Annotated in this window: 27 protein-coding genes; 9 read left to right on the top strand and 18 right to left on the bottom strand. The window is 68.8% G+C overall.

From position 1 onward, the window contains the following. Window positions 1–56: 56 nt before the first annotated feature. The 4 genes from ACPPVO_RS02000 to ACPPVO_RS01985 form a co-directional block, all read right to left on the bottom strand. Entirely contained in the window at window positions 57–761 is a 705-nt protein-coding gene (locus ACPPVO_RS02000) for a DUF998 domain-containing protein (protein WP_426509559.1), read from the bottom strand. Window positions 762–774: 13 nt separating this feature from the next. After that, a complete protein-coding gene (locus ACPPVO_RS01995) occupies window positions 775–1,317 on the bottom strand; it encodes a dihydrofolate reductase family protein (RefSeq protein ID WP_426509558.1) in 543 nt (180 codons plus the stop codon). 23 nt (window positions 1,318–1,340) lie between these two features. Further along, window positions 1,341–2,126 (bottom strand): alpha/beta fold hydrolase, encoded by a 786-nt coding sequence (locus tag ACPPVO_RS01990; RefSeq protein WP_426509556.1) that lies wholly within the window; start codon window positions 2,124–2,126, stop codon window positions 1,341–1,343. A 334-nt stretch (window positions 2,127–2,460) separates the two neighbouring features. After that, complete coding sequence (locus ACPPVO_RS01985) at window positions 2,461–3,141, bottom strand: DUF998 domain-containing protein (RefSeq protein WP_426509554.1); 681 nt, start codon at window positions 3,139–3,141, stop codon at window positions 2,461–2,463. A gap of 178 nt (window positions 3,142–3,319) precedes the next feature. On the opposite strand from ACPPVO_RS01985, the gene ACPPVO_RS01980 reads away from it, so the two are divergent. Continuing rightward, window positions 3,320–3,955, top strand: a complete 636-nt coding sequence (locus tag ACPPVO_RS01980) for a TetR/AcrR family transcriptional regulator C-terminal domain-containing protein (protein ID WP_426509552.1) — start codon at window positions 3,320–3,322, stop codon at window positions 3,953–3,955. 31 nt (window positions 3,956–3,986) lie between these two features. Then, window positions 3,987–4,640, top strand: coding sequence for a TMEM175 family protein (locus tag ACPPVO_RS01975; RefSeq protein ID WP_426509551.1), 654 nt, complete (start codon window positions 3,987–3,989; stop codon window positions 4,638–4,640). Window positions 4,641–4,897: 257 nt separating this feature from the next. On the opposite strand, the gene ACPPVO_RS01970 is transcribed toward ACPPVO_RS01975, so the two are convergent. After that, complete coding sequence (locus tag ACPPVO_RS01970; protein ID WP_426514502.1) at window positions 4,898–5,260, bottom strand: PIN domain-containing protein; 363 nt, start codon at window positions 5,258–5,260, stop codon at window positions 4,898–4,900. Between the two features lie 416 nt (window positions 5,261–5,676). Between ACPPVO_RS01970 and ACPPVO_RS01965 the strand changes: the two genes are divergently transcribed. Beyond that, window positions 5,677–5,961, top strand: coding sequence for a hypothetical protein (locus tag ACPPVO_RS01965; RefSeq protein ID WP_426509549.1), 285 nt, complete (start codon window positions 5,677–5,679; stop codon window positions 5,959–5,961). A 274-nt stretch (window positions 5,962–6,235) separates the two neighbouring features. Here ACPPVO_RS01965 and ACPPVO_RS01960 read toward each other — a convergent pair whose 3' ends face one another. After that, window positions 6,236–7,384 carry a phosphatase PAP2 family protein gene (locus ACPPVO_RS01960; RefSeq protein ID WP_426509548.1) on the bottom strand — a complete coding sequence of 383 codons (1,149 nt, stop codon included), beginning with the start codon at window positions 7,382–7,384 and terminating at the stop codon, window positions 6,236–6,238. A gap of 648 nt (window positions 7,385–8,032) precedes the next feature. Between ACPPVO_RS01960 and ACPPVO_RS01955 the strand changes: the two genes are divergently transcribed. Together ACPPVO_RS01955 and ACPPVO_RS01950 are read left to right on the top strand one after the other, a co-directional pair. Further along, entirely contained in the window at window positions 8,033–8,251 is a 219-nt protein-coding gene (locus ACPPVO_RS01955; protein ID WP_426509547.1) for a hypothetical protein, read from the top strand. An 84-nt stretch (window positions 8,252–8,335) separates the two neighbouring features. After that, a complete protein-coding gene (locus ACPPVO_RS01950) occupies window positions 8,336–8,623 on the top strand; it encodes a hypothetical protein (protein WP_426509545.1) in 288 nt (95 codons plus the stop codon). A gap of 13 nt (window positions 8,624–8,636) precedes the next feature. Here ACPPVO_RS01950 and ACPPVO_RS01945 read toward each other — a convergent pair whose 3' ends face one another. Beyond that, a complete protein-coding gene (locus ACPPVO_RS01945) occupies window positions 8,637–9,209 on the bottom strand; it encodes a helix-turn-helix domain-containing protein (RefSeq protein ID WP_426514501.1) in 573 nt (190 codons plus the stop codon). A 92-nt stretch (window positions 9,210–9,301) separates the two neighbouring features. On the opposite strand from ACPPVO_RS01945, the gene ACPPVO_RS01940 reads away from it, so the two are divergent. After that, entirely contained in the window at window positions 9,302–10,102 is an 801-nt protein-coding gene (locus tag ACPPVO_RS01940) for a hypothetical protein (RefSeq protein ID WP_426509543.1), read from the top strand. Between the two features lie 420 nt (window positions 10,103–10,522). Here the strand turns inward: ACPPVO_RS01940 and ACPPVO_RS01935 are convergent, their stop codons facing one another. Next, window positions 10,523–11,083 carry an SHOCT domain-containing protein gene (locus ACPPVO_RS01935; RefSeq protein ID WP_426509541.1) on the bottom strand — a complete coding sequence of 187 codons (561 nt, stop codon included), beginning with the start codon at window positions 11,081–11,083 and terminating at the stop codon, window positions 10,523–10,525. Window positions 11,084–11,195: 112 nt separating this feature from the next. Next, window positions 11,196–11,717 (bottom strand): alanine--tRNA ligase-related protein, encoded by a 522-nt coding sequence (locus ACPPVO_RS01930; RefSeq protein WP_426509540.1) that lies wholly within the window; start codon window positions 11,715–11,717, stop codon window positions 11,196–11,198. A gap of 101 nt (window positions 11,718–11,818) precedes the next feature. Between ACPPVO_RS01930 and ACPPVO_RS01925 the strand changes: the two genes are divergently transcribed. After that, the gene (locus tag ACPPVO_RS01925; protein ID WP_426509538.1) at window positions 11,819–12,208 is read left to right on the top strand and encodes a hypothetical protein; all 390 of its coding nucleotides are present in this window, start codon (window positions 11,819–11,821) and stop codon (window positions 12,206–12,208) included. 74 nt (window positions 12,209–12,282) lie between these two features. Here ACPPVO_RS01925 and ACPPVO_RS01920 read toward each other — a convergent pair whose 3' ends face one another. Then, entirely contained in the window at window positions 12,283–12,411 is a 129-nt protein-coding gene (locus ACPPVO_RS01920) for a hypothetical protein (RefSeq protein WP_426509537.1), read from the bottom strand. A gap of 208 nt (window positions 12,412–12,619) precedes the next feature. Here ACPPVO_RS01920 and ACPPVO_RS01915 point away from each other — a divergent pair, with 208 nt between their 5' ends. Both ACPPVO_RS01915 and ACPPVO_RS01910 read left to right on the top strand, forming a co-directional pair. Continuing rightward, the gene (locus tag ACPPVO_RS01915; protein ID WP_426509536.1) at window positions 12,620–13,702 is read left to right on the top strand and encodes a sulfite oxidase; all 1,083 of its coding nucleotides are present in this window, start codon (window positions 12,620–12,622) and stop codon (window positions 13,700–13,702) included. Between the two features lie 668 nt (window positions 13,703–14,370). Further along, window positions 14,371–16,740, top strand: coding sequence for a TOTE conflict system archaeo-eukaryotic primase domain-containing protein (locus ACPPVO_RS01910; protein ID WP_426509534.1), 2,370 nt, complete (start codon window positions 14,371–14,373; stop codon window positions 16,738–16,740). A gap of 79 nt (window positions 16,741–16,819) precedes the next feature. On the opposite strand, the gene ACPPVO_RS01905 is transcribed toward ACPPVO_RS01910, so the two are convergent. The 8 genes from ACPPVO_RS01905 to ACPPVO_RS01870 form a co-directional block, all read right to left on the bottom strand. After that, window positions 16,820–17,308 (bottom strand): PIN domain-containing protein, encoded by a 489-nt coding sequence (locus ACPPVO_RS01905; protein ID WP_426509532.1) that lies wholly within the window; start codon window positions 17,306–17,308, stop codon window positions 16,820–16,822. A 14-nt stretch (window positions 17,309–17,322) separates the two neighbouring features. After that, window positions 17,323–17,577: a hypothetical protein gene (locus ACPPVO_RS01900; RefSeq protein ID WP_426509531.1), complete on the bottom strand. Its 255-nt coding sequence runs from the start codon at window positions 17,575–17,577 to the stop codon at window positions 17,323–17,325. Between the two features lie 146 nt (window positions 17,578–17,723). Continuing rightward, on the bottom strand, window positions 17,724–18,890 hold the full coding sequence (locus ACPPVO_RS01895) for a hypothetical protein (protein ID WP_426509529.1): 1,167 nt from the start codon (window positions 18,888–18,890) through the stop codon (window positions 17,724–17,726). 3 nt (window positions 18,891–18,893) lie between these two features. Further along, window positions 18,894–19,202: a hypothetical protein gene (locus ACPPVO_RS01890; protein WP_426509527.1), complete on the bottom strand. Its 309-nt coding sequence runs from the start codon at window positions 19,200–19,202 to the stop codon at window positions 18,894–18,896. Between the two features lie 319 nt (window positions 19,203–19,521). After that, the gene (locus ACPPVO_RS01885; protein WP_426514500.1) at window positions 19,522–21,006 is read right to left on the bottom strand and encodes an ISL3 family transposase; all 1,485 of its coding nucleotides are present in this window, start codon (window positions 21,004–21,006) and stop codon (window positions 19,522–19,524) included. 823 nt (window positions 21,007–21,829) lie between these two features. Further along, the gene (locus tag ACPPVO_RS01880) at window positions 21,830–22,255 is read right to left on the bottom strand and encodes a hypothetical protein (RefSeq protein WP_426509525.1); all 426 of its coding nucleotides are present in this window, start codon (window positions 22,253–22,255) and stop codon (window positions 21,830–21,832) included. Further along, on the bottom strand, window positions 22,252–22,668 hold the full coding sequence (locus tag ACPPVO_RS01875) for a hypothetical protein (protein ID WP_426509523.1): 417 nt from the start codon (window positions 22,666–22,668) through the stop codon (window positions 22,252–22,254). Before ACPPVO_RS01875 ends, ACPPVO_RS01880 begins: the two co-directional genes overlap by 4 nt. A gap of 98 nt (window positions 22,669–22,766) precedes the next feature. Beyond that, the gene (locus ACPPVO_RS01870) at window positions 22,767–23,621 is read right to left on the bottom strand and encodes a hypothetical protein (RefSeq protein WP_426509522.1); all 855 of its coding nucleotides are present in this window, start codon (window positions 23,619–23,621) and stop codon (window positions 22,767–22,769) included. Window positions 23,622–23,629 lie beyond the last annotated feature (8 nt).

Raw genomic sequence — 23,629 nt, 5'->3', positions numbered from 1 at the left:
GGATGTTCCAGCCGAGTTCGGATACCGTGCCTGCGCGTGCGATTGAGGAGTTGATGTCAGGTGGCCGATGCTTCGGTGATCTCGCGGCGCAGCCGGAGCGTTGTCGCGGAGAGCCAGAGCCAGCCCGCCGCGATGGCTACGGTGAAGGTGATGTTGATCAGTGCGATGCCGGCTCCGGATGCGATGCCGACGAAGGCGGCGAGAAAGAAGATGCCGGTGACCCGGCTGTAGACGGCCCAGCCGGAACGTCCGGCCCTGGTGAAGCGCCGCGCCATCACCAGACATGCGCCGATCAGGCCGACGAAGCCGATGCTCCCGCTGACCAGGTGCAGCATGCCGTGCCAGGTGACTGCGCCCTGGCCGTCGGGGGTGCCGGGCGGGAACCCGAACGACGGGTCGGCGCGGAACACGCCGGCGGCGATCAAGCCCGCACCGTAGAGGGCGATCATGCGTGGTGCCCAGGTGCCGCCGGGCGCGCCACGCAGTGCGCGTCGGACACCTGTGGCGGCGGTGATGGTCAGGACACCGGTGAGCAAGAAGTTCGTGATCTGGATCCAGCCAAGTCCGCCGTTGCTCAACAGGCTCAGGGCGTGCCGGCGGATGTCGAATCCGTCGCGGAAGACTGCCTGCGCCGTGCCGAGCACGACATACAGCGGCCCGGCGACCGCGCCGTACCACAACAGGGTTCTGGTCGTTTGTTCTGGTCCTTCGCTCGGCGCGACCGGCGTCGGCGTCGCGGGTGCCGGCTGGTTCTGGGTCATCGTGTGCGTCCTCTCAGCGACTGGTGCGATAGGTGTGCTGCACGATTCCGGACTCGTACGTAGTGGTGTGGATGTGTTCCAGGTCGAGCGGGTGATCACGGAAGAGCGGTTTTCCACGGCCCAGTACGGTGGGGTGGATGGCCAGGTGAAACTCGTCGACGAGGCCCAAGCGGGTGATGGCCTGCACCAGCGTCGGTCCGCCGGACAGGTAGATGTCCTTGCCGGACCGGTGTTTCAGATCGGCGATCTCCGCCGCCATGTCTGCGGCCGCGAGCCGGGAGTTGTTCCAGGCGAGCGCGTTCAGCGTGGTGGAGAAGACAACCTTGGTGTGACCGTTCATAAGCTCGGCCATCTCGGTGCGCTGCTGCGGCCAGACGGCCGCCTGCTCCAGATAGGTGGTGCGGCCGAGGAGGACGGTGTCCACGGTGTGCAGATACTCCGTGGTCCATTTCTCCAGGGCCGGGTCCATGCGTCGGAACAACCAGTCGAGCTGCCCGTTGGGTCCCGCTACGTAGCCGTCGAGGGTGACCTGCATTGTCAGGCTTACCTTGCGCATGACGCTCCCGTCTGCGCGGTGACTCACGCCGCGCCGTGGTTGAAGAACTCGGCCAGTGCCGGTGCGATGGCGGCGGGATCGACGTTGTGCGGCTGGCCGGGCAGCGTGCGGTGCCGCGCATCGGGCAGTGTGTCGGTCACCGCTCGTGCGGCATTGCTCAGCCACAGGGTCGTCCCGCCGTCGAGCACGAGTGTGGGGATGGCGACGGCGGCGATCCGCTGGGTCGGCAACGAGAAGTCCCCGGTGAGCATCGCGTCGTAGACGAGGGTCGGCGCGAGTTCCTTCATCGCGGGCCAGAACGGCGACTGCCGCATCGGGCTGACGAACTCCGCGGGGAGGTTGGCGGCCTTGGTGAAGAACAGCTGGAGCATGTCGCCTCGGCGTCCGGCGGCCAGCAGGTCTACGAGTTGCTGGTGGTAGTCCGCCGGTACGGGTGGGCGGGTGTCGTCGACGATGTAGGGCGGCTCCCAGACCACCAGTCTGGTGATGGCCAGGCCGCGGGCGGCCGCCTCGAGAGCGATCATCCCACCGCCGGAGGTGCCGTAGACGTGCGCGGACCCGCCGGCCACTGCGATGAGCGCTTCGAGGTCCTCGTACTCGCGATCCACCGTGTAGGGCGGGGTGTCGCCGCTGTCGCCGTGCCCGCGACGGTCGTAGTTGAACACACTGAATGACGGCGCCAGCAGCTCAGCGACCGCGGTGTTGACCGCCCGCGTGGTCGGGCCGCCGCCGACAATGATGACCGCCGGCCCCTCCCCCACCTGGTCGAATGCGATCGCCGTACCGTCCTTCGAAGTTGCCTTGTTCATGATCGTTTGTCTCCTTTCGATGGTCGTACGATTGGTATGTCAGTAATATTTCGGCAGTACATCGGGCTGCGATTCGCTGCAGAGGCATCGAAGAAAAGACCGAGAACGATGACTGGGACACGCGGAACGCGACCGCGGTCCGGCCCATCGCGCGGTGCCAACGGGGGCACTGGGAGGTGCGCAGCCACGTCTGGACGCGCGGCGATCTCGGCGGGGAAGCGGGATCACCAATGGCGAAGATGCCGCGGCGAGCAGGCTGTGCTGGTCGCCCCGTGATGGCCGCTCCCTGACCGAGGAATGCCGATCTCCGGACAGCCCGTTTCCGCTCGATGCGTCAGAGCGCGGCTAGCCGTCGTGGGCTTTCGGACGTGTCTCGCCGTGGAGCGCTCACAGGCGACGAACTGGTGTGGTCGCGAAGGAGGCGCAGCGCGAGCGCGCCGAGCCAGCCGAAGCCGATGGTCAGGCTGATCCGTTGGAAGAGGCCGTGATAGTGGCCGGTCTGGGTGGCGAAGTCATACAGGGCCGCGCTGGTCACGAAGGCTGCCGGCACGAGGATTCCGGCGGCGATGCTGCACCACATCCAAGGACGCGGTGCCGGTTCGGTGGCGAATCGACGGGCCAGGACGAAGGTGAGCGCGGCGAGGGACAGAAAGACGGCCATGGGGGCGTAGCCGTGGACCTGACCGTGCAGGGTCGGGTGCGCGGGCACGGTGCTGCCGACGGGGAAGCCGGGAGAAGGATCCATGCTGAAGGTCCCGGCCACCAGCAGCCCGACGCCGCAGACGCCGGCGAGGATCGGGGCCATCGGGGATCCCCGACCACTGGGCCGACGGTGGGCGTCCAGGTCCTCGGCGTGCATTGCCCGGCGCAGGCCGAACGCGAAGCCGCACAGCGCCACTCCGGTGACGATGAAGTTGGCGATCTGGATCCACCCGAACTCGCCCAGGCTGAGCTCACTGGCGTATCGGTGCATGGACTGATAGCCGGGTCGGACGGCACCGTCAACGAGCGTCACCAGGACGAACAGCGGCGCGGCCAGACCGCCGGCCAGCAGGTACCGCGTCGTACGTGATGAGCGGGATGAGGCAGTAACAGTCGGCATGACATCTCCTTAGCGTTGCTAAGTGGTGACATCACCGAGCATGCCTTAGCAGTGCTAAGCTGTCAACCGTCGAAGTCAAGGGGGATCCCGCGTGGATCGCGAAGTGATCGTCACCGCGGCGTTGGAGCTGCTGGACGAGGCGGGACTGGACGGCGTGACCGTCCGGCGGCTCGCCGCGCGCCTGGGCGTGCAAAATCCCGCGCTGTACTGGCATTTCCGCAGCAAGCGGGCCTTGTTGGACGAGATGGCCCAGGCGTTGCAATCGCGGCAGGACTTCGGGCCGCCGCACGAGGGCGAGAACTGGCGGCAGTGGTTCACCCGCCGGGGCCGCGAGCGCCGCGAGATCCTGTTGTCCCATCGGGACGGAGCCCGCCTCGTGGCGGGCACCCGGCCTGGGCCCGAGCTCATCGTCCGATTCGAGGCGGAACTCGGATCACTTGTTGAGCAAGGGTTCACCCCGACGCAGGCGTTGCTGGCGATCGGTACCCTCACCCGGTTCGTCAACGGATTCGTGCTGGAGGAGCAAGCCCTTCACCAGCGTCAGATCGATACCGACGGGCCGGGTGCGGAGGCGCCGCCCGGCGCATCCCCCATCGACGCGTTCAAAGCCACCCCGATTCTGGCGGCCGCCATCCGCGGCAGCGGCGACACTGACGCCTCCTTCGAGCACGGGCTGCGCATCGTCGTCGACGGCATAGCCGGCAGCCTTGACGAGGTGAAGCCATGAACGGCCGGCTCCGCAGCTGGACAAGCGGGCGATGAGCAGTCGACGCATCGAGGCGTTCAGCGACGGGGTGTTCGCCATCGCGATCACCCTGCTGGTACTGGAGCTGGCGGTGCCGTCGCGAGAGGAGGCAGCCGAAGGCGGTCTGGGGCGCGCACTCGCACACGAGTGGCCGGCGTACTTCGCCTACCTGGTCAGCTTCATGGTGATCGGCATCATCTGGGTCAACCACCACGCGATGTTCGACAAGGTACGGCTGGTGGACCGGCCGGTGCTCTTCGCGAACCTGGCATTGCTGCTCACCGTGTCCTTGATCCCGTTTCCCACGCGGCTACTGTCGGAATACCTGACGGCCGGCGCCGACTCGCACGTCGCCGCGGCCGTCTACAGCGCAACGATGCTGGCGATGGGCCTGGCCTACGCGGCCCTGTGGCTGACCCTCACCCGCGACGTGCGCCTCCTGCAGGACGACATCGATCCGCGGTCCAGCCGGAGCGCGCTGCGCCGCTTCGGCATCGGGAACGTCTTCTACCTCGCCACGATCGGCCTTAGCTTCCTGAACGCGTCGGTGACACTCGCGGTGCACGCTGCGCTGGCGCTCTATTACTGCTTCGACCAGTTGCCGACGATCGGTCTGCGCCCCGAATCCCGTACCCCGCCGAAATCCGCCGCCGACCGGCCGGCCTGAGAACCGGTGGTCAAGGTCGAGGCCGACCTCTGAGCCGCTGCGTGTGGACGAACCTTCCGATTTCAAGGCGAATTATGTCCGTTTTTACGAGTATTGCCGGTGCCATTTAGTGCGGCCTTGTCCGGATTCCAGTCCAGCCCGGTGCGCCAAGTCCAAGACGACAGGGCGGGATCCAGAAACAACGGAGCACGCGTCGAGCCCGGGCAGGTCCAGTGTGGACACCGGCCCACGGGCTCACGGACCCGACGAAGGAGTAGTCAGCGCCTGCGGTGCCGCCGCATGGCGTCGACCCGACCGACGAACTCACGGGCGCGCAACACCGGCACGCCCCTCCACGGCGACATGCCGGTCAGGCCGGCGTCTTCAGACACGATCAACAAAGCCCCGACCTCGGCGGCCAGGTCGAGCACGAGATTGTCCTCGTGATCGCGGCAGTCGTGGACCGTTCTCGGTGGAGTGAGGATGCCCCCGGCGGACGCCTCCGCCATCTCGATCAAGATTTCCCGGTAGTCGTCCGCCTCCTCCTTCGGGGTACCGACGACGGCCATGAGCACCCGAACGGTGTTGTCGAGGATGTGCGGCGACAGCCACAGCGCGAACTCCGCAGCGTCGTTGGCGATCCCGAGACAGTAAGGACCTCGCCCTCGCGGGTGCGGCCCTGATGCTGTTCGCGTTCTTCGCCTACACCGGCGACAGTCTCGGCCTGACCATCACCGGCCCGCTGTTCCATATGAGCTGACCTCTCCGCGGGCGGACCAGAGGGGGCGGATCCGCGTGCTTACTGCGCGGATGCTGGCCGGAGCCGTCACGGGCCTGCCGGGCCTCCGACCGGATCGGCTCAGTTGACCGGGAAGAAGGATTCCGCTGAGGTACCGCCGTCCCACGCTGCCGTATCGACCGCGTCGCCGTTGAGGTGTGGATAGCCGTTGCTGTGCGGGTTACGCAGCCAGGAAGTGCTGTCGCCGCCGAAGTCGCCGGAGGGCTGCCACAGCTGCCCTTCGCCGCCGTCACAGGCTGCTGCACGACCGGCTGTCCGATGCCGTTGCTGGTCAGGCAGTCGCTGGTCGCGGCATTGACGATCGTGTCGAGGCCGCTGGTCGGGGGTGAAGGTCCACGCTGTTCGGTGCTGCCGGTGGCCGCCACCCTGACCAAGGCCGCACCCGGGGCGTCGCCGACGGGAGCGATAGCGAGCGAGCCGTCGTCGGTGGGCGCCAGGCTCGCGGTGAAGGCATCCGCCGTCTGCGTGACGATGATCAGCATCGGTACCGTCGTGGAGATGGGCTGCGGGGTGGCGCTGTCGGTGACCCGCGGCGTCAGGTAGGTGTTGCCGACCGCGGTGGGTGTGCCGGCGATCGCGCCGTTGGGCTGGAGGGTCAGGCCGGGCGGCAGCGCGTCGCCGGGTTCGACGCTCCGCCGCCACCGATCGGAATCTATCGGCTACACAGGCCCGTGATTGCGGCCCCACATCGCCACGCCGCCGGCGTATTTCGGCCGACTCCGCCCGAGCCCCGAACCACCCCGCCCCTCACCTACTGAGGCCGCGTGACGAGAAGGGGGGTCCGGGGAACGGACCCCCCTTCTGCGGTTCAGGAACGTTATCGACGGGGCTGGAAGTAGTGCGTGACCGCGTACGCCGTCGTCTTCAGGCCGATCTGTGCGCCCTCGATGTCGGCGGTGCGGGTGTGGATGCCGCCCCAGATGCGCGCCTCGATGACCTCGGCGATCGCGCTGGAGAAGTTGTTGAACGTGCGCGTGGTGCCCGACGCCGAGCTGTACGCGCTGAAGGGAATGTCGTTGCGGCCGAAGAAGAAGGCCAGCGCGGACATGCTCGCCGCGGTGAAGCAGGTGTGTCCCGATGTGTAGTCCGGGTGCGGCGGGGTGACCAGCAGCGGCATCCAGGTCGGGTCGGCCGTGGTGTTCGGGTTGCCGTCGGTGTCGGCGAGCTGGATCGCGGTGACCGGGCGCCAGAACATCCAGGCGCCCTTCTCGTTGTAGCAGGCCGACGTCGCGTCGGCCTCCGACAAGTCGACCATGGCGAACATGCGCGCGGTCTGCACCGTGCTGAGGTGCTGGTTGACGGCGAGCTGCCGCTTGATCTCCCACTCGCCCAGGTGCCGGTCGTGCCACCAGATGGCCGCTTGCGTCTGGTCGAGGGTGCGGGTGGTGCTGTTCACGGCGCCGATCGTCTTGACCTCGTTGAAGTCGCGGGTGTACTGCGCGCTGGTGAGCGCCGGCGGGCCGGAGGAACGGAACATCGACACGCTGGGGATGAGGAACGGCTTGAGGTGGCCCACCCACGCCGTCGCGTTGGCGTTGGTCGGCGGCGTCGGGCGCCACTGCCCGGGCTGGGTGCCGACCGGCCAGGCCTCCGCGCCGAACGCCCCGTCGTTCTGCCGGGCGGAGATCATCGCGGCCGCGGTCTGGGCGCCCACCGCGGTGCCGCGGGTTTTCGCCGGCCCGGTCTGGACGCCGGCCATGTAGTCGTCGTACTGCTGCTGCAGCCGGGCCTGCTGGTCCGGGAAGAGCGAGGAAAGGATCTTGAACGCCGCGGTACCGACGGCGGCGTCCGTGGACTCGCGCCCGTTCGCGGCAGGCGCGGAGAGGTACGGCTGGTAGGGCTTTCCGGCGATGGCATTCACGGCGTCGTAGACGGCCCCGTGCACCATGGCGAAGCTGCGGGCCTGCACTTGCGGTTGCTGCTGGGCGTAGTCCCAGATCGCGGTCTGCGCGTTCTGGTCCCACACGATGACGGCGTTGACGGATCTAGCCGGATCGGATGCGTAGGCGCTCGTCATTCCGGATAGCACCGGCGCGCCGGCGGCGATGACGCCGGCGACGACGGCAGCGACGAGTCTGCGGCGGGTAGAGACCTGACCTGTCATTGACTGACCCCCATGCCGGCTTCGCGGCCAGCTCGATGGCACATTGACATGTGGCAAGCAAGGTACCGGCCCGAACCCGACGATCACACCGGCCGAAGAGCCGAGATCACTTGTGGCGATGGTGCAGAGGTGCTGGGAGGGTAGTGCGCACGTGCTCGCCGCGGCCCGCCACCGGTCGTACCGCCGCGGAATGTGAAGACCGCGGACGTTCTACCTCGCCCTGTTCGGCGTGGTAGCCGGCCGCGCGCGGGCCTTTGTCGTGCAGCAGCGAGCAGAGAACCGGCAGGCGGCGTCGCCGAACCATGACGCCGCCCCCGGAGGGCGAGGCGGGGTGGGCTGGGCATGGCAGCCAGCAGGTATCCGCGGGTGCGGAAACCGGCAACCACACAGTGCAGGTGGCGTCGAGGTCATCGCGCACCGGTACGAGAGACGGTGGACATACCAAACCACACCCCAGCTGTGAACAGGTGATCCGCCATGACGACCCGCCCAGTTGACCAGGTGCTGAGCATGGCACTGTTCGTCTCCGACACCTCTCAGACAGCCGACCTTGACGACACGGCAGTCCGCGAAACCGTCGAACTCACCCTCGAACGACTCGGCCCGGACGAGTGCTACGCCCGCGCCGCCGAAGTCTTCGGCGACCGCCCTGACGTCGCCCTCACCCGCATCACCTGGGCCCGCGAACTGTGCACCCGCGCAATGACACCGGCGTTCGCCGGCGTCTGACCCGTCATCAATGTCAGCCGGCAGCGCGAACGGCATTTCAGCGCTGCGCCGATGACCACGCCATCGATACGCTGATTCGTACCAGTGGAATCGGTCGCCGCCAGCGGCATTGCAGAACCACAGCGCGTGACTCCTACCGGTGTGCGGCGAGTTTGGGTCCTGCCATTCGAGCGCGATCCGGGCATGCGCGACGACCTTGAACGGAAGACCGGGTCCATCGCCGGCGATGGCCCTCGTCCGGCTGGGCACGCCAAGACTGAGCGCGGCGCCACCCAGCCGCATCCGCCACCCGACAGCGTAACTGCGATCCTCGGCGGCGGTCGCCACCCGGCCGAGTTCGAAGCGAAGCATCTGCGACAGGCGCCGGAATGACGTGAGGGCGTCGTCAAAGCGCTCGTCGTCCTCCTCCCGGTCCGAGCGCCGCCGTTCGTCGCGCCGGTCCTCGGCGCCCCGCGGTCCCTCCAGGCCGCCCGGTTGGCGTCCTGCAGGTCACCCAGGCCCCGCGGATCGACCACCGACCGCTGTCGCCCGATTGAGCGATCTGGCGGAGGTCGTTGCCATAGTCGAAGATGATCCGCATTCGCGCGCCGAGCGCCTGTGCATATCGGCTCAAGGTGGCGACCTCGTTGACGTCGAGATCGCCGTTCTCGATCTGACTGACCCGGCCGGGCGTCACACCCATGAGGTCAGCGACTTCGCGCTGCGTGAGTCCCAGCCGCTTACGCTCCTCGGCAAGGTGGAAGGCGCTAACCCACGCCTCAGTGCGTGCACGCTCCTCAGCGAGCGAGTCGGCGTCACCGTCGTCCAGCTCGGCGCGGATGTCTTGCCAGTCGTGAACTCGGTCATGAGTCCTCCCTCCGCTTCCGCTCGAACGCCAGCCAGGCTTCGTACGCGACTTCCGCCACCGGGATGGCGGTCCTGTACCACCTGACCACTCGCCGGCCTTGTTCCCGGCCACCAGCAACACCGCTTGTGGGTCTGCCGGGCACCCCCGTCGTAACAATGACAGTCACGGGCATGCAACCTCGTCGCTGCGCAGACTCGCCGGCTATGAAGCTCACTCGACTGATCGTCGTCGCGCTCACCGCGGCGGCGGCGATCGTGGCCGCGCCCCAAGCCGCGTTCGCAATTCCCTCCGGCACCGGCTGGTCCGGCTCCTGGAAGTACACCGGCGGCACCAACATCCAGGTCACCCTGGACGTGCCGGGCGCGAAGCTGGTCGCGAACGGCTGGGACGCGCTCGGTACGCGCGCCTTCGTCCTGAACGTCACCGACACCGTGGCCGACGGCAAGTGCGCCTATGTCAAGTGGACCGCGGCCGCCACCACCGAACACTGGGCCTGCGGCAGCGGTACCACGGTGCAGGTCTCCGGGCTGCCGACCTCGACCAACGCCGTGAAGGCCGTGCTGTGCCGCGACTCCACCGCCCACAACAACAAGACCAACTGCAATTTCATCGATGTGCCCTCGTCATACACCGACGAGTTCATCCGCACCGAGGGCAACGGCGCGCACTGGAAGTACTACGACGGCTCCGAGGGCGAGGACTGGGGCGGGTGGATCACCATCGGCGACGTCGACTTCGACTACTTCGGGTGGGACGACACGCCCTCCGGGCAGCGCTGGATCCAGTCCTGGCTGACGCTCCTCGAGCCCACGTGCGGTTCGGGCACCATCCTCAACGCCAACCCGGCGTCGACATTGTCCGCCTGTTCCCAGTACGACCTCATCGACGACCTGCCGGACACGCACGTCACCGGTACGGCGTCGGGCACCGGTTGCACCTGGTCCATGCGGGGCATCGACCCGATCAAGCACTGCATCAAGCTCAGCGTTCCTGAACCCAGCTGACCCCACGCGCCTATCCGGCATCCAGGGCTCAGGCCGCGAGCTGATCTTCATCCGCAGCCTTGAGCCCTGGATGCGTCCCACGCCCCTGGCGCTTTCAGCATCGGTGTCGGCGATCCTGTCGGCCCGCAAGGTGTCGGAACCGGCATCCGCTCGATGCTGAGCTACGCGTACGCGATCCACCGCCTGGGCAGCAGCATCCCCGCTGTAACCGGCGCGGTTAGCCCGTGCTCACCACGCTGGTGGCCGTGCCACTGTTCGGTGAGCCGATCACCGTCGGCATCACCATCGCGCCAGCGCTCATCGTCGTCGGCGTGATCGCCTTCAACCTCGCGCCGTCCCCAAGCCGTAATCAGACAGCCGGGCAACGCGCGCCGCAGATCTCAGCCGGCCCGGCTGCCAAGCCGACGACCGGGTCGCCGATCACAGCTGCCCCAGGATCTTCGCCTTCGCCGCGTCGTACTCGGCGGGCGTCAGCGCGTTGGCGTCGCGCAGCGCCCGCAGCCGTTCGAGCCGGGCCAGCGGGTCCTGATCAGCCGTCGGGGTGCCTGGCGTCTGTGACGCCTCCAGCCCGCCCCAGACCCCCGACCCGTCGTTCGGCAGCTTCACGACGGTGGCGTGCTGCCAGTTGCCCCCCGCAGGTGGCCACGGAAGCGACGACGGCCAGGCGGCCGGGCGGTCGCCGCCGGCCGTGAACATCTGCGCGTTGAGCGTCGGCGCCCCTCGGGGGGTGATCATCGCCGGTGCCGGCTCCGCTCGACCGAACTTGATGTAGCCCACGCCCAGGAACAGCAGGCCACCGACGATGCCGACCGGGAGCTCGAAGGCCCACCAGCCGGTACCGGGCGGGCACTGGCGGGTTGAGACGTAGTTACCACCGGACGCGCAGCTCCCGCCCTGCACCAACCGGAACAAGGCGTACAGGGCCAGACCGAAACAGGCAATCGCGAGCAGGGTGCCAAGCACCTTGCGGACCAGGTGCACTATGCGCATCGTGTGATCACGAGCGGACGGTACCTGCCGCCGGCCACCGCCCTCCGCCACCGTCAGCTATCCGCCAGTAGCAGCACGCCGACAAACCCGCAGTGTCCGGCTGCTACAGCACGACGTGCTCGTCGTGGCCCGCTGGGACGCTGCCGGAACCGGCGGCGACGGGATCGCCGGCGAGGCGGATCTCGCCATCCCGCGGCCGACCACCCGGGTCATTAGATGGGGTGCCGGTGGGTGGTCCGTCGCCGGTCCACACGAAGATCTCCGAGTCTGGGCCGCACGGGCCGGTCAGCCCGTTCGACCACCAGTTGTCCTCGCCGAGCGTTTCCACCGGTACCCCTAGCTGCTGCCAGGTCTCCAGGGAGCTTGGGTCGCCGTCGAACACCGTGACGTGCAGCCGGTCGGGCGGGATGCCGAACCCATCGCGCAGCAGCTCGTACCCCCATTTCAGGCTCGTGCTGCCAGGGTAGTCACCCAGCGACCACGAGCCGAGCATCTGGAAAGCGGTCAGATGGCTGTCGTCGCCGACCTCGTCGACGTCGGTGGTGCGCAGACAACGCTGCATCCCGACCAGCCGGCGGCCGAGCGGATGGGGCACCCCTTCGATGTAAGGCGTGAGCGGGTGCATGCCGGCGCTCGTGAACAAACAGCACCGGATCGCCCTGCGGGCGGATCAGCGTGGTGTCGCGGACGAGCTGGTGGCCACGCTCGCGGAAGAACTCGAGCAATGTGGAGACGATCTGGCTGGTACTCATGGTGGTCGACATCGATGTGTACGCCCGCGGCGGCGTCGTCGGCGCGGTCTGCCACGGCCCGGCCGGCTTGCCCGCGGCCGTACTGGCCGGGCGCGAAGTCGCCGGCTTCACCGACGAGGAGGAGGCCGCCGTCGGTCTCACCGGAGTCGTGCCGTTCTCCCTGCAGCAGCGCCTGACGGAGCGCGGCGCCCTCGTCCGCACCGCGCCCGCGTTCCAGGCGCAGGTGGTCCGCGACGGCCGTCTAGTCACCGGCCAGCGCCGCGGGCGTCCTCGAGGCCCTCGCCGAGCGCGGCCCGGTCGCGCTGACGGTGTCGTACTGCGCAAGGACGTCGGGTGTAATCGCCAGAACGGCGATGACGGATGAAGCCAAGTCAGGGCTTGATCAGGGCGTGCCTTCGTGCTCCGGGGCGACGGTGGTGAATCCGCCGATCGCGGACCTCAGTCTTGCCGCCCAAGGATCTTCGCGGCGCGGCGCCGCAGCATCTTCGCAGCGCGGCGCCGCAGCAGTTCGGCGGCCTGGCCCGGGTCCCGCAGGCTGGCCGCGAGGTTGTTCAGGCGGGTCGCCACGGGTGGGGTGGTCCGGACCGGGCGCGGCCTCGGTGATTGCGAGGGCGCGACGCAGCAGCGGTTCGGCCGTGGCGCGGTTGTGGTCGAAGCGACACTGTGCCGAGCCGTTGCGGTTCGGGGTGGTGGACCGGTTCCGAGCGCGCCCGCCGCGAGCGGTACATCCGGGCCAGCGCGTTTTGGTCGGCGCCGGCGCGGGAAGTTGCCGGCCATGTGGGACAAGCGTGATGACATGGTCGTGTACCAGATGGAGCCGTTCAACGCAGAGCCTCCGCCGGCCGCGTTGGCCGGCCAGGCGCTGACCCCGATCGACACCTTCTACAGTCGCAACCACGGCCCCATCCCCGACATCGACCCGGCGGAGTGGCGGCTGGACGTCGGCGGCCTGGTCGACCGGAGCCTGCGGCTGTCGCTGGCAGATCTGCAGCAGCTGCCGCACCGCACGGACGTGGCCACCCTCGAGTGTGCCGGCAACCGGCGCGCCGAGCTGATGGCCGTGCGGCCGATACTGGGCCAGGAGCCGTGGGGACCGGCCACCATCGGCACCGCCGAATGGACCGGGGTCAGCCTCGTCGACGTCCTCACCGCGGCCGGACCTCGCGGCGACGGCGCGCACATCGCCTTCGCCGCCCCGGACATCAGCGACCACGCCGATCCGCCGCAGCCGTACGGCGGCTCGATTCCCTTGTCGAAAGCCCTCTCGGGCGAGGTCCTGCTCGCCTGGGCGATGAACGGCCGGCCACTGCCGCAGGTCCACGGTGGCCCGGTCCGGGTCATCGTCCCCGGCTACATCGGCGCCCGCAGTGTCAAATGGGTCCACCGCATCACCGTGCAGACGCAACCGTCGGACAATTACTTCCAGGCGGTCGCCTACCGCCTCCGCCCACCCGACGCGGCGCCCGGACCGGGCCATGGCATCTCACTCGGCCCGGCGCTGCTGAACGCCGCGATCCTGACCCCGGGTGACGGGTCCAGCCTGACCACCGGCCGCGCGGTGGTCGCCGGCTACGCGTTCGCCGGCGAACGGACCGTCGCCCGCGTCGACGTCTCGCCCGACGGGGGACGAACCTGGGTCCACGCCACCGTCGAGGACCCGGCCGGCCGGTCGGCGTGGCAGCTGTGGCGCACCACCCTGAACCTGACGGCCGGCGCGGCCGACCTGGTCGCCCGCGCCTGGGACGACACGGGCGCGACCCAGCCCGAATCACCGTCGAGCGTGTGGAACCCGGACGGCTATGCCAACACCGCCTGGCCCCGCGTCCACGTCGACGTCATTCCTGCCCGTACGAGGTGACCTTCGTGCTCGGTCGGGCGGCCGGCGCCTCGTCCCACGTGTCGGCCGGTGGCAGTCAGATCGTATCCGTGACGCCGAACGCCGCGAGGTACGCGGGTGACCAGCCTTATCCGCTAGCGCGCCGGGCACGGATCCCGCAGCTACCCCGGGTCGGCCACTCCTACCCGCACCGCCGGGTGAACCGGACCACCCCGTCACTCCGGTAGTCAACCGGCTCACTCCGCCACTTGGATGGCAGCGGCCGGCGCCCTTCGCGCAACGCTGCCAGACCCCGGCGTCCGTGAACTGGATGGCCGAGCTGGCTCCCGGCCGGACCGGGCATCGACGCCGACCGGCCGTGGAGTGTCGCCGGCAGCGTCGCGATCCTCCAGGAGACAGCGGGGGCAGCGGCAATCCCGGTGACGCCGCGTTACAACCAGCGCGAAACGTCAGCTCTTGGTGACGGTGAGACGAACGGTACCGTGGTTGTTGCCGTAGAAGCCCCACGCGTCGTTGGCGAACGCGTAGAAGTAACCGCCCTTGGTCACGTAGTGGGTTCTGTCGCTGTCGATGGCGATGCGTTCGTGGGCCTTAGCCCGGAGGTCGACCCGGGCTCGATACCCCGCTTCGACGCCATCGGCAGATCGATGCGACCCCTCCGCCGGGGTATCTGGTACCGGTCTACGAGGATGGTCGCCGTGGAGGAGTTTGCCGATCTTCGCCGGGAGGTTGAGCGGTTGCGGGCGGAGAACGCCCGCCTGTCACGTCTGCTGGAGCTGCGCGGTCAGGACACGGCGCCGACGCCGCAGCAGCTGGCGGCTCCGGTCGTCGCGCCGGGGCCGGTCACGATGGCGTCACCGGTGCGGGACAAGCTGGCGCTGTTCACCAACCTCTTTCAGGCCCGCACCGACGTGTACGCGACGCGGTGGGAGAACCGTCGAATCGGCGCGGCCGGGTGGGCGCCCGTGGTCGCCGGCGGCTGGCGCAAGGGCATGGACCGGCGTAACGCCGCCTATCTCCCCCGTACGGCGGAGGTCGTCGCCGCGCATCTCGTCGGTGACGTGTTCATGGGGCTGTACCCGCTGATGCCCGGCAACACCTGCCACTTCGTGGCCGCCGACTTCGACGGCCCGACAGCGATGCTCGACGCCCTCGCCTACATCAAGGCGGCACGGGCCAGCAGCGTGCCGTCTGGGCTGGAGATCTCCCAGTCGGGCCGCGGCGCCCACGTGTGGATCTTCTTCGCCGGCCCGGTGCAGGCGGCGGTCGCCAGGGCGGTCGGCACGGTCCTGCTGCACGAGGCCATGGTGCTGCGCGGGTCGATGGACCTGCGCTCGTACGACCGGCTCTTTCCCAACCAGGACGTCCTACCTGAGGGTGGCTTCGGCAATCTGATCGCCGCGCCGCTGCAGGGCCGGCGACGCAACGACCACGGGCTGACCACCTTCCTCGACCTCGCCACGCTGGAGCCGTACGAGGATCAGTGGGCCTTCCTGTCGACGCTGGACCGGCTCACCCCCGGCGACGCCGAACGCCTCGCCCGGCAGGCGAAACGCGCCACCACCGGCACCGACGTCGCCACGATGAGCCGCTCCGCCGCGACTCGGGTCCATCCCGCACTGCCGCCGGTGGTACACGTGGAAGCCGGCGCCGGGCTGAGCATCGACGCGGCGCAGCTGACCCCGGCCGCCCTGGCGACGTTCAAGCACGCCGCCGCGATGGCGAACCCGAAGTTCTACGAACTGCAGCGCCTGCGCAAGTCCACCTGGGACACCCCACGGTTCATCCGCGGCTACGACTTCACCCCCGACGACCGCCTCATCCTGCCGCGCGGCCTGCGCCGTACCATCACCACGATTGTCGAGCAGGCCGGATCACGGCTGGCCGTCACCGACGCCCGCAACTCGGGCCGGGAGATCGACGTCGCGTTCACCGCCACGCTCACCACTAGACAGAGCACCGCGGTAGGTGCGGTGCTGGCCCATGACGACGGGCTGCTCGTCGCCCCGCCCGGCTCGGGGAAGACGGTCATGGCCTGCGCCGTGATCGCCGAGCGCGGCACCTCGACGCTGGTCCTCGTCGACCGCAAGGCCCTGGCCGATCAGTGGCGGGAGCGCATCGAACAGTTCCTCGGCGTTCGCGCCGGCCAGCTCGGCGGCGGGCGGCGCAAACTCACCGGCACGGTGGACATCGCCCTGCTGCCCTCCCTCGCCCGGCGCGACGACATCGCCGCCCTGACCGAGGGGTATGGGCACGTCATCGTCGACGAGTGCCACCATCTCGGCGCCGCCGCGTACGAGCACTCTGTCAAGCGCATCGCCGCGCAGTTCTGGCTCGGCCTCACCGCCACACCCACCCGACGGGACGGGCTCGGCCAAGTCGTCAGTTGGCAACTCGGGCCCGTCCGGCACACCATGACCGAGGAGGAACACGGGACCATCGCCGCCGCCCTGGAGTTCGATGCCGGTCCACAAAGGCTGCTGCGCGTCCACGAGACCGCGTTCGAGATCGCCGACCTGGACCTGGACGCGCCGGGCGCCCTCGCCGAGGTACACCGGCTCCTCGCAGTCGACGAGGCGCGGAACACCCAGATCGCCGACGACATCGCCGCAGCGCTCGCACGGGGACGCAACTGTCTCGTCCTCACCCGCCGTGTCGCCCACGTCGAAGCCCTCACCGCGATGCTCGCAGCGCGTGGGCATCAGGCGCTCGTCCTACAAGGATCAATGACCACCACCGACCGGCGGGCCGCCGTCGCCCGGCTTGCCGACGCCAAGGCCGGTGCCGGCCTGCTCGTCATCGGCACCACACCGTTCATCGGCGAAGGGTTCGACGCCCCAGCGCTCGACACCCTCTTCCTCGCCGGTCCGATCTCCTTCGACGGCCTGCTCGTCCAATGTGCCGGACGCGTGATCCGCACGGCGCCCGGCAAGGAGACCGCCGAGGTCCACGACTACCATGACGCGGCAACACCGATCCTCGCCGCCTCGCTCCAACGCCGAATGCCCGGCTACCGCACACTCGGCTTCACCAAGACCGCCGGGCGAACGCCGGCCTGAGCATCGCCGGTCGAGCGGCACCGTCCCCCGTTCCTCGTCCCACGTCGAACGCTGGTTGGTGTACCTGACGGAGGAGTAGTCAGCGCCTGCGGTGCCGCCGCATGGCGTCGACCCGACCGACGAACTCACGGGCGCGCAACACCGGCACGCCCCTCCACGGCGACATGCCGGTCAGGCCGGCGTCTTCAGACACGATCAACAAAGCCCCGACCTCGGCGGCCAGGTCGAGCACGAGATTGTCCTCGTGATCGCGGCAGTCGTGGACCGTTCTCGGTGGAGTGAGGACGCCCCCGGCGGACGCCTCCGCCATCTCGATCAAGATTTCCCGGTAGTCGTCCGCCTCCTCCTTCGGGGTACCGACGACGGCCATGAGCACCCGAACGATGTTGTCGAGGATGTGCGGCGACAGCCACAGCGCAAACTCTGCAGCATCGTTGACGATCCCGAGGCAATCGGCAAACGGGTTGCCCGACGTCGGTGGCGGCGAAGGCCACGACAGGTACGGGCTGTTGCCGGTCGCGATGGCTTGGACCAGCACGTTGACGTCAAAGACGACCGGCGTGGCCACCGGACCCGGAAGGCTCACCCGTGCGCGCCCTTGTACGCCTTGCTGATCAAATCTGGCAGGTCCTCGGCCGAGACGCCCTGCTCGGCGAGGCGCCGGTGGTTGGCCGCCTGCAGCTCACGCAACCGCTCCGCACGCCGCAACGACTCCATCACCTTCAACGTCGCCCGCAGGTACGCCGAACGATTGCCACCGCCGAAGTGCTCAACCAGTCGATCGAGACGCTCGCGATCCTCGTCGGAAACCGCAAACCCAACTGTCTGTGAAGCCATCGCGACCACCCCCTCGAAATCAGGCTACATCCGATCGCATCTCATATGCAATGAGTTGCACACACGTCTCCACCAGGCATTCGGGCATGTACAGCCTCGATCGCGTTCGCTTCGCGACGAGCCTACGGCGCTTCAACGAGAGGCGCTCATGTCGACGTCTCGCCGGACGCGTTCGCGATGAGGCCGGCGCGTTCGAGGCGGTCCAGCAGGCTCGGCTTGCGGGCGTGTTCCAGACGCAGCTGGTGCATCCGCCCGCGGAACGCCTCGCGCCGGCCGCTGCGTTCGCCGAGCGCCTTCAGATCGGCCAGCAGTGCGACCGCCGCGTCGTACTCCTTGGGCTTCTTCGTCGCGATCAGCTCCGCCACCCGCCGCCACGAACGTTCAGGGTCGACGGCCAGCACGTCGAGGCGTTGATCGCGGGCGGCGGCGGCCGCCGCCTCCCGGCGCGCCTGCTCGGCCGCCTTACGCTCCTCGGCCTCCCGCCGCCGGCCCGCCCAGCGCGTCTCGGCACCGGCCAGCAACTCGCCCACCGTCCGACCGCCACCGATGGCCTCCGGCGCCGCCCCTCCGCCGTACCGGCGCAGCAACTCGGCGCGAAGGTGCGCGCCGTCGCCCCGCAGCAACCGCACGATGACCTCGTCCTTGTCCGCCACCGGCAGCCGCCGCACCCACCTGGCCAAGGCTGCTGCCGAAGGCGCCTGCGGGGTCAGCGGCGCGCTGGCCTGGGCCGCCGTGTCGAGCAGATCCTCGTCCAGGCACAGGAAGCCGGCGAGGCTCCGCAACGGCCCCGACAGGTCCCCCAGGCCGGGCGGGACCGGCGGCTCCAACGCATCCTCGTGCAGCTCCCGCTCCTGCACACACAACAGCCACGCCAGGTACAACAGCCGCGTGTCGCCCGCGGCCAACTCCGCCCGGACGGGAACGATCGACGCGAGCGCGGTTTCGTCCTCCCACCACTCTTCGTCGCCGTCCTCGTCCCTGCTGTACAGGTCCAGGATCACATGCTCACCCGTGGCCCAGGACGAAGCGGAATGACCCACGCAGTACGCCGCCGCCAGATCCGGAGCCAGCAGCGGCACCGGCAGCCGCAGCGCTATCCGGCGGGTGCCCCAGTTCGCCAGGTAGAGGTGAGCGTCGAAGTACCGTTCCATCCACTTCCGCGGATCGGCCTTGAGGTCACCCCACTGGTAGTCGTTGACGAAGCTCGATGCACTGATCCGTCCGCGCGTCGACACCGCCCGCAACTCGCCCTGCTCAGCGGCCGTCAACGGCCGATCGATCGCCACAAACTCGTAGTACTGGTACTCGCTCACGCGTCACCCGCTCCAGCGCCGGTACGCCTCGATCCACTGCGCGCCGTCGGGTGGCGGATCCGGCAACTTCAGGTCCAGGATCGAGATCGCTTGCCGCTCGCGACCCCGATGGCAGATCGCCACGATCCGGTCGCCGCGCAGATCCACTCGGCGCACCGTGACCTCGACGCCGAGGACCAGCGTCGTGAACGGCAGCGCGAGATTGTCCTCCATCATGGTGAAGAGGCCCGTCAACTGCTCGTCCTCGTTGTAGCAGTCAACGGTCGCCTCGTCGACCAGGGCGTCGAGGTCTTGCCGGCTCAGCGAACTCACCGCGGCAGAGTATCCGCAACATCGACCGACCCGCGCGAGAGGACCGATCGCACCGCCGACGGCGCACTGGGCTGCTGGACAGCGCTTCGCGCGGTGCCCCCCGACGCCCGCGAACAGCGCGACTGGGGGCACAAGACCGCCAATGCGCCCGCGGCGTTGCCGATGCCGTCGCACCCGACGCAACGGCCGCCCTGACGGAGATCTGGGGCGCCGAACACAAACGGCTGTCGGCGCTCACGTAATTCCCCAGCTGTAGCGGCGTGCCGCTCACGTAATTCGGTTCTGTCACACGAAGCGTGGTCGGGTGAGCGGCCGACGGTCAGTTGGGTTGGAGGATGCGGCGCCTGAGTAGGTCGAACCTGGCTCGACCGTACATTTGTCTCTTGAGCATCTTCACGCGGTTGACCTGGCCTTCGACCGCGCCGGAGCTCCACGGCAGGGTCAAGCCGGCGGTGGCGGCGGCGAGATCGCGCTGTAGGCCCTTGGCGAAGGAGTGCAGTTCGGTGACGTCGCCGGCGAGCACCGTGGCGATCCACTGCGGGAGCCGGTCGCCGCGCAGTTTATGCATCATGTCGGCGAAGTCGTGGACGTGGCCTGCGAGCGTGTCGAGGGCGGGGCTGCGCCGCCGGATCGCGTCGAGTTTGTGCCGGTCTTCGAGCCTGATCGTGGCTGGATCACTCATGATCCATTTAGCGACGCGGCGGGGTTTCGGCGTCGGCGGCGTGCTTGGCGCGCGCAGGTGACGGCGGGTGCCGTCCTCGATCGGGCGGAGCGGTCGCAGGTAGCGGCGCAGGGTCTGGACGCTGCCGCGGAAGCCCTGCTCGCGGATCTCGGCGTGCAGCACGGCGGTGTCGGTGCAGCCGTCGTTCCACCGTTGATGTAGGTAAGCCTTGTAGGGATCGATCAGGCCCTCTCGGTGGGTATTGGCGAGGAGCTGTTCGATGCTGGTGGCGTCGGCGAACCGCCGGACCGTCTGGATGTCCAGTCCAAGCCGGCGGCCAATCTCGGCCCGCGATGCTCCGTCGGCCAGCAGCTGTTGGACCTCGTAGTAGCGTTCCTTGGTGCGGGTCACCAGGCGGATCTCCTTGCCGGGCAGCACCGCCTGCGCGTCGGGCAGCTGTGGTCGGGAAGAGGGTTCTGCCGGCAGCGCGGGTTCGCCAGGCTCGGCAAGAGGCTCGGACAGGCTGGAACGGTAGGCGACAACGGCGGCCTCGACGGCTTCGCCGAGGTTGTGAAAGATGTGCCAGCGATCGGCGACTTGCATCGCGTCCGGTGCGCCGGTGCGGGCGCCGTCGGCATAGGCACCGGCCCGGTCTCGGCAGATGATCTCAGCACCAGGGTGAGCGCGCAGCCAGGATGCCAGGGTCTCGGCCTCCCGGTCGGGCAGCACGTCGATGGGACGGCGGGTTTCCATATCGAGCAGAATCGTGGCGTAGACCTGCCCCCGCCGCAGCGCGAAATCATCGACCCCGAGCACCCGCGGCGATACCGTCAGCACCGGCTCCGGCGTGGCGCGCAGCAGCCGCAACAGGGTGCTGCGGGACACCCGCATCGCCAGCCTCCCGGCCAGCCGCACTCCGGCCCGGCCCGCCAACGCAGCGCCGACGCCATGCAGCAACTCCTGCAGCGGCTGGCTGCGCCGCCGGCGCCTGGCGGTCAGCCCGGGTACCTGCTCGACGAACGTGCGCACCGTGCAGCTGCTCGCCGCGCAATTGAACCGCCGGACCGACAGGACCAGCCACACCGGCCGCCCACCGATCGGCGTGTCGTTCAGGCATCGCTGGTAGCGGCCGCGTACAGACATCGACACCGTCGCGCAACCCGGACACGAGGCGCTCTCCGCCCGGACCCGGGCATACAGCCAGGTCGCCTCAGCACTGGACTCGAGCCGCTCGACCACCACGCCAGCCAGGTGCGGCAGGAGAATCCCGCCGACTGATGTCTCCTGCACCGCAACATGATCATAGAAACGGGATCATGCATAAAGCGTTGCTGGTCAACGCGTTTCGCGCGGCGAGTTCACCGCGACCATCCACTGTCGACCTCCACCAGCGACCCTCACGCCACGCTTCGTGTGACAGAACCGAATTTCATGAGCGACGACAACGGCACGCCCAAGCGGCGGCGCCGAGCACGAATGAGCACGTACGCCGGCCCGACGGACCGGCGTGTAGCGGACTGCCGGATCCAGACCCGAACCTTCCGATTTACCAGCGAGTTGTGTTCGGTTTTGCGGTTATTTTTGGTTCGGTTTAATGCCATCTTGTCCGGTTTGCCGTCCCACTCCGTCAAGTGCGTCCAGGACGGCATGGCAGGTTCAGAAACGCCGGAGCACGCATAGAACACAACCGAATCCACTGTGGACGTTCCGTATGGTGGGCGGCATGGGCGGTCAAGAAGCATCGCACCCGGTCGCCGAGCTCCGCTTTGCCGACACTACCGGGGAATGCCACATGCCCGAGATCGCCACCCAACGGCGTATGGGTCATCTTTCGAGACCTGGCCGCCTTCCTCAAGCGGCCGGAGCCCGGCGGCTACCCCGTCCGTCCGGAGGTGGTGGGCGTAGCCGGGTCGGGTATGTCAGGAGGCTTCCCTCGACGTAGCGGCCGTCCGTGCTGCGGGAACATTCATTTGCCGGCCCAGTACTGGTTCAGCCGTCCGATGGCTTCGTCCTTGGTCATGCGCGCCACGTCCGGTTCGGCGAGGCCGACGCGGGCGATGAGGAGATGCACCACCTCCGCCGGGATCGGCTCGGCCGTTGGCAATTCAGGCCTGCCTCGAGCGGGCTTGACGCCGTCGCGCACACACGTCCAGAAGACGCCCTCGGTGACGTCGAGCTGATCACGCAGGATGTGACTGCAGATGCCGGGACCATAGGTACTGCGGTCCGGTGGGTGGGAGATCCGGGTTCGCAGAATCCGGCCGTCCGGCAACGCCAGCTCGTACGTCAGGTGGTGGGTGCCGGTCCGGCCGCGCGCGGTCCGGACCGGCTCCCACCCTTCGGTCTCGCAGAACATCTGGTGATCCTGGCGGGCCGGCGTCGGCCAGCTCATTGAGCCGAACCCGCCAGCCACTCACGCAGCTGCGCGTCATCACTGAGCTCGACCACCTGAACCAGCGCCCAGTTGTTTCGGTGGTTCGGTGCATCCAGCAGCCGCTCCTGCCAATCGTCGGCGTACTCACGAAGGGCGAGGACCATCTCATCGATCGCGTCGTCGAACGTCGACGCGTCTGCGGCCACCGGCACCCCAGGAAGAAGAACGGACCATCCGCCGTCCTCGGCCACCACTTGTGGGGATGGCAGAACGCCGACGAGGCTCACCCTCAGGCGGTCAGCGTCCACGACTGCCGCCCGGCCTGACTCCCGCTGGACAGTCGCGACCCGGCCGCGTCGAGCAGCGTCGAGTAGTTCCTTGAAGTGCGCTCGAGCAGCCGAGTAGCTGTCGAAATGCGCGGCAACGGACATGCGACCTCCAACGGTTGCCCCCTCCAGCATGCGACTCCACGGGCACGTACGTCAAGTACGTGACGTACGTCCCGGCCATTGCCTTCAGCGAGGCGCGCTCATATCGACATCTCGCCGGCGGCGCTCGCGACGAGGCCGGCGCGTTCGAGGCGGTCCAGCAGGCTCGACTTGCGGGCATGTTCGAAGCGCAGCTGGTGGATGCGCCCACGGAAGGCCTTGCGCCGGCCGGCGCGTTCGCTGAGCGACTGCAAGTCGGTCAGCAGTTCGACCGCCACGTCGTATTCCGTGGGCCGCTTGGTCGCGATGAGCTCCGCAACTTGCTGCCACGCCCGCCCCGGGTCGGCAGCGAGGGCGTCGAGGCGCTGTTCGCGGGCGGCGGCGGCCGCTGCTTCCCGGCGCGTCCGTTCGGCCGCCTTACGCTCCTCGGCCTGCCGCTGCCGGCCCTCCCAGCGCGTCTCGGCATCGGCCAGCAGCTCACCCACCGTCCGACCGCCACTGAGGGCCTCCGGCACCGCCGCGCCGCCGTACCGACGCAGCAACTCGGCGCGAAGGTGCGCGCCGTCGCCCTGCAGCAACCGCACGATGACCTCGTCCTTGTCCGACACCGGCAGGCGCCGGACCCACTTGGCCAACACTGCCGCCGAAGGCGCCCGCGCCGTCAGGGGCGCGCTGGCCCGAGCCGCCGTGGCGAGCAGATCCTGGTCCAGGCGCAGGAAGCCGGCGAGGCTCCGCAGCGGCCCCGACTCGCTGCCCAGGCCAGGAGGGACCGGCGGTTCCAACGCATCCTCGTCCAGCTCCCGCTCCTGCACGCACAACAGCCACGCAAGGTACAGCAGCCGGGTGTCACCGGCGGCCAGCTCCGCCCGGACGGGAACGATCGACGCGAGCGCGGCTTCGTCGTCCCACCACTCTTCGTCGCCGTCCTCGTCGCTGCCGTGCAGGTCGAGGATCACATGAGAGG

Source organism: Dactylosporangium sp. McL0621 (assembly GCF_049995355.1).
In the GTDB taxonomy this organism is placed as follows: domain Bacteria; phylum Actinomycetota; class Actinomycetes; order Mycobacteriales; family Micromonosporaceae; genus Dactylosporangium.
Note: the sequence above shows the minus strand (reverse complement) of the source record. Positions and strands in the feature narration are given on the sequence as shown.